This window comes from Gilliamella sp. Fer4-1, assembly GCF_001690515.1.
Lineage (GTDB): Bacteria > Pseudomonadota > Gammaproteobacteria > Enterobacterales > Orbaceae > Gilliamella > Gilliamella apicola_C.
The window spans coordinates 1-8400 of record NZ_LZGZ01000339.1; the positions used below are offsets into that span (position 1 = coordinate 1).

The 8400-nt window shown below is 35.9% G+C and carries 6 protein-coding genes; 3 read left to right on the top strand and 3 right to left on the bottom strand.

The window, feature by feature from the left end; genetic code table 11:
• Positions 1-93 precede the first annotated feature (93 nt).
• From lolE to lolC, 3 genes are read right to left on the bottom strand one after another with little or no spacing between them, the layout of a single operon-like run.
• Positions 94-1335, bottom strand: a complete 1242-nt coding sequence (gene lolE / locus A9G30_RS11465; RefSeq protein WP_065589041.1) for a lipoprotein-releasing ABC transporter permease subunit LolE — start codon at positions 1333-1335, stop codon at positions 94-96.
• 1 nt (position 1336) lies between these two features.
• Complete coding sequence (gene lolD, locus A9G30_RS11470; protein ID WP_065582788.1) at positions 1337-2053, bottom strand: lipoprotein-releasing ABC transporter ATP-binding protein LolD; 717 nt, start codon at positions 2051-2053, stop codon at positions 1337-1339.
• Positions 2046-3248, bottom strand: a complete 1203-nt coding sequence (gene lolC / locus A9G30_RS11475; protein ID WP_065582811.1) for a lipoprotein-releasing ABC transporter permease subunit LolC — start codon at positions 3246-3248, stop codon at positions 2046-2048. Before lolC ends, lolD begins: the two co-directional genes overlap by 8 nt.
• Before the next feature lie 159 nt (positions 3249-3407).
• On the opposite strand from lolC, the gene mfd reads away from it, so the two are divergent.
• The 3 genes from mfd to A9G30_RS11490 all read left to right on the top strand — a co-directional run.
• Entirely contained in the window at positions 3408-6875 is a 3468-nt protein-coding gene (gene mfd / locus A9G30_RS11480) for a transcription-repair coupling factor (protein ID WP_065589042.1), read from the top strand.
• Between the two features lie 35 nt (positions 6876-6910).
• Positions 6911-7948 carry a DUF945 family protein gene (locus A9G30_RS11485; RefSeq protein ID WP_065589043.1) on the top strand — a complete coding sequence of 346 codons (1038 nt, stop codon included), beginning with the start codon at positions 6911-6913 and terminating at the stop codon, positions 7946-7948.
• A gap of 54 nt (positions 7949-8002) precedes the next feature.
• Positions 8003-8400 (top strand): DUF945 family protein (locus tag A9G30_RS11490; RefSeq protein WP_141672103.1); only part of this gene is annotated, 398 nt, incomplete at its 3' end.

Here is an 8400-nt window from a genome sequence, read left to right on the forward strand (position 1 = left end):
ATTATGCTTTACCTAATGGCTATTATATTTATAATTAATAATAAAAAAACGCTGATGATAACCAATCAAACAGCGTTTTATTTGAGCTAACTGTTAAAAGCTATTTAAGATTCGAGCTGGCTCAATTTTACAAGCTCGTTTAGCAGGATAGTAGCTAGCAATTAAGCTAAGTAACATGGCAGTTATAAACACTATCGCCACATCAAAGAAGTGAATTTCAGATGGTAAAAAATCGATAAAATAGATATTACTGTTTAAAATTTTATGCCCCATTAATGATTCAAGGAACCCCATGATGTTGGAAAGTTGCCATGACAATATCACACCTAAAATAACACCAATTAAACTACCAATTAATCCAGAAATTACCCCATACCAAATAAAAATATGTTTGATTAATCGATTAGTTGCACCTAGTGTTTTCAATATGGCGATGTCACGTTGTTTGTCTTTAACAGCAATAACTAACGTTGATACAATATTAAAACAAGCAACACCGATGACCACAATCATTGCCAGATACATAATTTGTCGTATCATCTGAATATCGCGATACATAAAACCAAATGAATTTTCCCAGCTATTAAATGATAAGGTGTCATCTAAGCTCAATGCAGCTTGACCTATAATTTGATTAGCTCGGTATACATCATTGACATTAATTATTATCCCAGTGACACTGTCACCTATATTGAGTAGTTTTTGCGCATCAACTAAAGGCAATAGAGCAACGTTATTACTTAAACTACCACTTAAATCCAAAATACCAATAACCTGTAAGCGAACTCGCTTAGGTGGTTTGAGTTGAGTTGATCCACTTGCTGATACAGGAATTAATAAAGAAACCCAAGCCCCCTCTTTTACCGCTAAAGATTTTGCTAAACCAGAACCAATAATAACTTGTTGATTATCTGCCTTAAATTCTTGCCATTTATGATTGAGCACATAGTTAGGTAATGCACTAATTTGCTGTTCTTGCTCAGGATCAAGCCCTTGTACTTCAACAGCACCGAGTTTACTACCGTTTTCAATAAGCCCAGTAAAACTAACAAATGGAACGGCTGATACAATATTTTTATTTTCTGTAAGCTCTTGCTGTACATGGCGCCAATTCTCTAAATTGCCAGAATCAAGATACAATTGACCATGAGGCACAACAGATAATACGCGGTTATGTAGTTCTCGCTCAAAGCCGTTCATGGCACTTAAGCCAATGATTAATGCCGCTATACCAATAGCAATACTTAATGTTGAAATGATAGATATTAATGACACCATGCCACTTTTACGGCGCCCTTTTCGAAATTTGATGGCGGTAATTAAAGATAAATTCATATTAGTTATCCATTAGCTTTTTATCTGATGATACGCTATCAGATAGTTTGCCATTTCTCATCACCAACTGTTTATCAAGTTTACTGGCTAACTCTAGATCATGCGTAACAACTAAAAATGCAGTGCCATGTTCACGATTTAATTTAATCAATAGCTCAAAGATAGAATCTGCCGTTGATTTATCAAGATTACCCGTCGGTTCATCAGCCATAACTAAAGCGGGATTATTAATTAATGCTCGCCCTATTGCTACACGTTGGCGTTCACCACCAGACAGTTCAGAAGGACGGTGGTTAGCTCGTTTTACTAAGTTAACGGATTCTAACATTGCCCTAGCACGTTGTTTTGCTTCATTTGGCGAAACACCACCAATTAACAGTGGCATAGCTACATTTTCTAATGCTGTAAAATCAGGTAATAGATGATGGAATTGATAAACAAAGCCAATTTCTTGATTGCGCAATCGCGCTTTTTCTTGTTCAGATAATTGATTTAACTGCTGTGATTTAAAAATGATATCACCTGAAGTGGGTTTATCAAGCCCACCAAGTAAATGTAATAATGTACTTTTACCTGAGCCTGAGCTACCAATAATGGCGAGTAACGACTTTGGGTAAATATCAAATGAAACATCTTTTAAAACTTCCGTTACCATTTTGCCTTCTTTATAAGTTTTATAAAGATTGTTTGCTGATAGTAATTTTTCAGAATTATTCATAACGTAAAGCCTCAGCAGGTTGAATATTGGCTGCACGGTATGCAGGATAAATAGTTGAAATTAACGATAACATAAGCAATCCAATAATAATTAAAATAATTTGCGATGGCTCAACGAGCGACGGTAGCAAAATACCCGCTAAAGATAAGCCCAACGCTTGCATGATTTCATTTAAGTTGACTGCAAGTAACAATCCTAAAACACTCCCTAAGAGCGTGCCAATTATGCCGGAGCTTGCACCTTGAATAATAAAAATGAACATAATTTTAAATCGCGATAGACCTTGCGTTTTCAAAATAGCCACTTCACCTTGCTTTTCCATTACCAGTAAACTTAATGAAGTAATAATATTAAAAGCGGCAACAATAACAATTAAACTAATCAATAATCCCATGACATTCTTTTCCATTTTAATGGCTTGAAATAATTCACCGCGTTTTGCACGCCAATCATTAAACACTAACCCTTCTGGTAATGCGGTATTAGTGACCGATGCAATATCAAGGGGTTTGTCTAAGAATAAGCGCCAGCTAGTGATCATATTGGCAGGATAACGTAACAAATTTCTTGCATCAGATTGATTAACATAAATAAGAGATTGATTAATATCATGATTAACTGAAAACAGTCCAACCACATTAAACAAACGTTGCGAAGGAATCCGCCCAACTGGAGTTATTTGGCTTGCATCTGTCACCATTAATCGAATTTTATCGCCTATTGTAACACCTAACTGATTGGCAAGCGTTTGCCCTAAAATAACATTATATTGTCCTGCTTGTAGATCCGAAATTGAACCCATGTAAATATAATCACTTATTGGGTCTTCATCTTCCGGTTTTACCCCCATTAAAGTACTGACAGTAATACTTTGTTCGCTTTGTAATACTACATCACTAGTGACTAAAGGCGTAATGCGATTAACTCCTGTAATCTTTTCAAAAGGCGAACTTAAAATGACATTGGGATCAATTCTTCCTTGATTAGAGGTAATTTGAGCTTGAGGAAAAAACTTTAAAATACTGTTTTGCATTTGATCTTCTAATCCATTCATCACAGATAATACAACGATTAGACCAATAGAACCCAGCATAATTCCAATCATTGATAACCATGATACAAAACGACCAAAACCATCGGTTTTTTGCCCATATACATAACGCAAACCGATATAAAACACTAATGGGCGAAATATTTTTGACATAAACGTATATATTACCTGAAACTTTTTGACAAAGTTTTACGAGTTAAATGCAAGGTGCTTATCATACAGGATTAAACAGTTATAGAAAACAACCACGTACTTACGTTATAATCTAACCTATAATCTTGTAGCAATTTCAACGAACTCATCATGCCTAAAACACAAAATATTTCAACGTTAATACCTAAAAAATCAGGTGAAGTAAAACACATTGGGCAACTTGTTGGCTCATCTTTATCACAACTTTGTGCACAAATCGTAAATATTCATGATGGCTTAGTTGTGATTATTACTGATGATATGCAACAAGCCTCGCGTATTGATGAAGAGCTAAAGCAGTTCTCGCCTTTCCCTTCGATCTCTTTTCCCGATTGGGAAACATTACCTTATGATAGCTTTTCGCCACACCAAGACATCATCTCTGAGCGTTTGTCTTGCTTGTATCATTTAGCTCATCTAAAAAAAGGGGCTTTAATTTTACCCATCAATACATTAATGCAAAAAGTCTGCCCTAAAAGCTATTTAAATGGGCATGTGTTTATAATGAAACAAGGCTTACAAATTAGTCGAGAGAACCTACGTTTACAACTTGAAAATGCAGGATATCGTTCAGTAAGCCAAGTTATGGAACATGGTGAATACGCCACTCGCGGTGCCCTATTTGATATCTACCCGATGGGAAGTGTTCACCCTTATCGAATTGATTTTTTTGATGATGAGATTGACAGCATTCGCACTTTTAATGCCGAAACTCAACGAACACTTGATGAAATAGAACAAATCCAATTGCTACCTGCTCATGAGTTTCCCTTTGATAAAGCAGCTATTGAGCTATTTCGAAGCCAATGGCGCGAAAAGTTTGAAGTCAGATTAGAGCCAGAAAGTATTTACCAGCAAGTTAGTAAAAATATTTTGCCAACAGGTATTGAGTATTGGCAAGCTCTGTTTTTCAGTGAGCCATTAACCTCGCTTTGTTCTTATTTTCTTGATAAGACACTCATCATCAATACCGCAAATATTGAACAATACGCTAATAAATATTGGCATGATATTCGTCAACGTTTTGATAGCCGTGGTGTTGATCCAATGAGGCCACTTTTAGAACCTAACTTGATCTGGTCTAAAACTGATGAAATATTTGCTTATTTCAAACAATATCCACGCATGGTTTTAACCCACGAGCCAATTATTGAGTCAAATAGAAACATCAATCTACCTTATTGTGCTTTACCAGAAATAGCCATTCAAAGTCAGCAAAAAGATCCTTATTTACAGTTTGAAAAATTTATTGCAGATTTTACAGGAAAAATCATATTTTCGGTTGAATCAGAAGGACGTAAAGAAGCATTACAAGAAATTTTAGGACGAATTAGAATTCACCCAACGCCCCTCAATCAACTTGACGAGCAACAAAGCAACAACAATCGTTTTTACCTAATGATTGGTGCTAGTGAACAAGGTTTTATTAATCAGCAAGATAATTTTGCATTTATTACCGAAAATGAGCTACTAGGCAGACGCATTATTCGTCGTAAAAAAGAACACAAACAAGCCATTAATACTGACTCACTTATTCGCAGTTTAGCTGAGCTAACACCGGGTAAACCTGTTGTTCATTTGGAACATGGTGTAGGTCGATATGCAGGACTCACCACATTAGAAACAGGTGGCATTACAGCTGAATACCTTATATTACTCTATGCTAACGATACCAAACTTTATGTCCCTGTTGCGTCATTAAATTTAATTAGCCGCTATTCTGGTGGAGATGAAGAAAATGCGCCACTAAATAAATTAGGCACCGATACATGGAGTAAAGCACGGCAAAAAGCGGCCGAAAAAGTGCGAGATGTCGCAGCTGAACTACTGGATATTTATGCTGAACGTGAAAGCAAACCAGGTTTCGAGTTTAAACAAGATCGAGAACACTATGAGTTATTTTGCCAAGGATTCCCTTATCAAGAAACCGACGATCAACAAAATGCTATTGGTGCAGTCATTGGCGATATGTGTTCGCCTTATGCCATGGACAGATTAGTCTGTGGTGATGTTGGATTTGGTAAAACAGAAGTAGCAATTCGTGCTGCTTTTTTAGCGGTAATTAATCATAAACAAACCGCTGTTTTAGTCCCTACAACACTCCTTGCAGAACAACACTATGAAAGCTTTTGCGATCGTTTCGCCAACTGGCCAATTCGCATCGAAAGCCTATCTCGCTTTAAGACCGCCAAACAGCAAAAAGCTATTATTGAAGCACTTGGAGAGGGAAAAATTGATATCGTCATTGGTACACATAAATTATTACAAGAAGATATCAAATGGAAAGATTTAGGTTTATTAATTGTTGATGAAGAACATCGTTTTGGCGTACGTCAAAAAGAACGCATCAAAGCAATGCGAGCAAACATCGATATTTTAACCCTAACAGCCACCCCAATTCCAAGAACGCTCAACATGGCAATGACGGGTATGCGAGATCTTTCTATTATTGCAACACCACCAGCTCGCAGGTTAGCGGTAAAAACCTTTGTTCGAGAATATGATGATCTTGTGATTAGAGAAGCCATTTTGCGTGAGATTTTGCGTGGTGGTCAAATCTATTATTTACATAATGATGTATCAGATATCGAAAAAGTCAGCGAAGAATTAGCAAAATTGGTTCCCGAAGCACGCATTACCATTGGTCATGGACAAATGCATGAACGTGACTTAGAGCGCGTCATGAATGACTTTCATCATCAACGCTATAATGTACTAGTTTGTACAACAATTGTTGAAACAGGTATTGATATTCCTAACGCTAATACCATTATTATTGATCGAGCCGATAAATTTGGTTTAGCTCAGTTGCACCAATTGCGTGGGCGTGTTGGTCGTTCTTATCATCAAGCTTATGCATACTTATTAACACCTCACCCTAAATTGCTCAGCAAAGATGCTAAAAAGCGCCTTGAAGCCATTGCCTCGCTTGAAGATTTAGGTGCAGGATTTGCCCTAGCCACACATGATCTTGAAATTCGTGGTGCAGGCGAACTATTAGGTAGCGATCAAAGTGGACAAATTGAAACCATTGGTTTTAATCTTTATATCGAATTGCTTGAAGACGCCGTTAAATCACTCAAAGAAGGCAAAGAGCCAACCCTTGAATCATTACTCAACAACCAACAAACCGAAATCGAGTTACGTTTACCGACACTCATCCCTGATGATTTTATTCCTGATGTAAATACACGATTATCGCTTTATAAACGTATTGCAAGTATTAATAGCCTTGATGAGCTAACAGAAATTCAAATCGAAATGCGAGATCGCTTTGGTCAATTACCCGATGCAGTACTATTTTTATTGGAAACCACCCAAATTCGTTATCACGCCAATCAATTAGGCATCACAAAAATCGAATTTGGTGAAAAAGGTGGCTATATTGAATTTGGTAGCAATAATAAGGTATCGGTTGATTATTTAATTGAAATCATTCAAAAAGAACCGAAAAATTACCGTTTGGAAAGCGCCAATAGATTAAAATTACTTCGTTCACAATTACAATCAACAGAACGAATAGACTACATTAAAACTTTATTAAAAGCGTTTTCTGAGCATCAAGAACCAGCTCAATAAAACAAATATTAATTAAACCAAATAAGCGGAAAATCATGATAAAAAAAAGCATTATTACCACAGCAATTATTGCTGTATTAGGTTCAGGATACATAGGCGCATCTTGGCACACTGGCAATATGATTGAAGCTAATATCGACAATAAAATACAACAAATCACAAAACAAGTTGATAATTATCAAAATTTGTTTAACGTGGTGATTGAATATAGCGATTACCAAAAAGCTATTTTTTCAACGCAACTTCACCTTACCATTAAATTAGTGCCCAAAGATACCGATTTGCAACTTGAACAAGACAAAAATCAAGCAGAAAAAAAACAAGCAGAAACAACTATTTTTAATGATGAAATTACAATTCATCATGGGCCATTTCCTATGGTGGCACTAGCTGAAGGAAAATTTACACCACAAATAGCATGGATCAATTATGCAATGCCTGAAAAATCAGCGCCCGAGCTTTGGAAATTAGCGGGTAACCAATCGTTTATCACCGCCAATATGGGGATAAGTTATCACGAATATCTCACCATTAAACTGACTAATAAAGCGCTTAAACTGACTGATTCAGCATTCACTTCACATTTTGATGCTAATTATTTTATTCATGGTGGTTTAGATGTCTCTGATGGCAATGTTATAATTGAAAGCAATGAAGATTTTTCAAGTATCGTTGCCAAAGCCAATATTGATAAATTTAGTTATTATGACAATCCTAAAGAACCAATAATTACTTTAAATAAATTCAACTTATTAGCTGAGCCTAGACCAGAAAAAAAAGGCGTTAATTACACCATAAACGCTAATAAAATAGCCTTTCTGATCGATGAATATTCAGCATCACGCCTTACACTTGATAACCTAACATACCAAGGGAGTTTAAATAATAAATATCAAGCTCCTAATGCGCATGTCACAATAGATAAAATAACATTTGAGCCTGACATTAACCAGTTTAATGACTCATCAATCATGATTGAAAAACTCACCATTGCAGAAGAAAATACCTTAAGCACGGCTAATACGATAGATGGTTGGTTAAAAGTAGATGCCCAATCAGTATTGTTTGGGTAACAACATTTAGGTAATGGTTCTTTAGATCTTAGCTACCAAGGTATTAATATTGCCATGATATTAAACAATTTTGATATAGACCTTTATGAAGCCGATGTTAACCAACAAGCACCAGCCAACATCAAATTGGCATTAAATAAACTACATTGGCAAAACCCAGCCGGTGATATTAATGCGAATTTTTTCTGTAACATATCTGGTGAATGGGCAGAACTACAACAACTCATGCTAGGTATTGATAACATTGATAGTTTAAAGTTAAAAATTGATGCGCCATTTAATGTATTAGCCTATTATTTAGCGCAAATAAAAAACCCCAATGCAAACGAAGTTACCCAAGAACAGCTAACCAACGCCTTTGCAACATTAAAAACGGATGCAAAAAAGCTATTTGGTAAATCAAAAATGTTTACGTTTAATAAAGATCAAAATGAAGGTTATTATTCTGATAT